The organism is Algibacter sp. 2305UL17-15, assembly GCF_040720935.1.
In the GTDB taxonomy this organism is placed as follows: Bacteria; Bacteroidota; Bacteroidia; order Flavobacteriales; family Flavobacteriaceae; genus Jejuia.
Map to the genome: position 1 here is coordinate 1 of NZ_JBFDAE010000038.1, position 1,428 is coordinate 1,428.

Genomic DNA, 1,428 nt, shown 5'->3' on the forward strand with positions numbered 1-1,428 from the left:
GCTGATCCCAGTGGCGCGTTTGCTGCTTGGTTAGCGTCCTTCTCTGGAACGGATACCTGTGGTTCTGCTTCGGTAACTACTAACAGTACTGGACTTAGCGACCTATGTGGAGCCACTGGTTCTGAAACGGTAACCTTTACACTTACCGATGAATGTGGTAACGATATCACTGCGGATGCTACCTTCACTATTGAAGATACAACTGATCCTACTTGGATTAACCCTCCAACGGATATGACTGTACAATGTGATGGTACTCCCGATCCTAGCGGCGCATTTGCCGCTTGGTTAGCGTCCTTCTCAGGAACGGATACCTGTGGTTCTGCTTCGGTAACTACTAACAGTACTGGACTTAGCGACCTATGCGGTGCTACTGGTTCGGAAACTGTAACCTTTACACTTACCGATGAATGTGGTAACGCAATTACTGCCGATGCCACCTTCACTATTGAAGATACTACAAACCCTACCTGGACTAATACTCCTGCGGATATGACTGTAGAATGTGACGGTACTGCCGATCCTAGTGGTGCGTTTGCTGCTTGGTTAGCGTCCTTCTCCGGAACGGATACCTGTGGTGCTGCTACGGTAACAACCAACAGTGCTGGACTTAGTGACCTTTGTGGGGCTACCGGTACGGAAACTGTAACGTTTACACTTACCGATGAGTGCGGTAACGACATTACTGCCGATGCTACCTTCACTATCGAGGATACTAACGATCCTAACATAGATAACACAAACACAGCCAATATCGAAATTGAATGTGGTGTGGGCGATACGCAAACACAATTAACCGATTGGTTAAACGCTAGTGCGGGTGCTACTGCTACAGATAACTGTAGTACTATTACTTGGACCAATGATTATGGATCTGATGATGCTGTGAAATGTGACAATGGTGCTATTACTGTAATATTTACAGCTACCGATGAATGTGGCAACAAAACCACAACATCAGCTACATACTTAATCAAAGATACCGTTGCTCCCGTTATTTCAACACAAGCAGCTAATGAAACCGTACAATGTGATGGTGCTGGTAATACTACTGACCTAAATGACTGGTTAACGAACAATGGTGGTGCTATTGCTGCCGATGATTGTAGTGCCGTGGTTTGGTCTAATAATTTTACTGCACTTTCTGACCTTTGTGGTGCAACAGGAGCAGTTACCGTAATTTTTACGGCTACTGATGCTTGTGACAACTCTAGTATGACGACAGCAACTTTCACCATAGAAGATACTACCGATCCTACCTGGACTAACACTCCTGCGGATATGACCGTAGAATGTGATGGTACTGCTGATCCCAGTGGCGCGTTTGCTGCTTGGTTAGCGTCCTTCTCTGGAACGGATACCTGTGGTTCTGCTTCGGTAACTACTAACAGTACTGGACTTAGCGACCTATGTGGAGCCACTGGTTCT

Annotated in this window: 1 protein-coding gene; it reads left to right on the plus strand. The window is 46.1% G+C overall.

All coding sequences use genetic code 11. The annotated features are described in order from the left end of the window. The coding region (locus ABXQ82_RS18730; RefSeq protein ID WP_367063329.1) for a hypothetical protein at positions 1-1,428 on the plus strand (1,428 nt) is incomplete at both ends.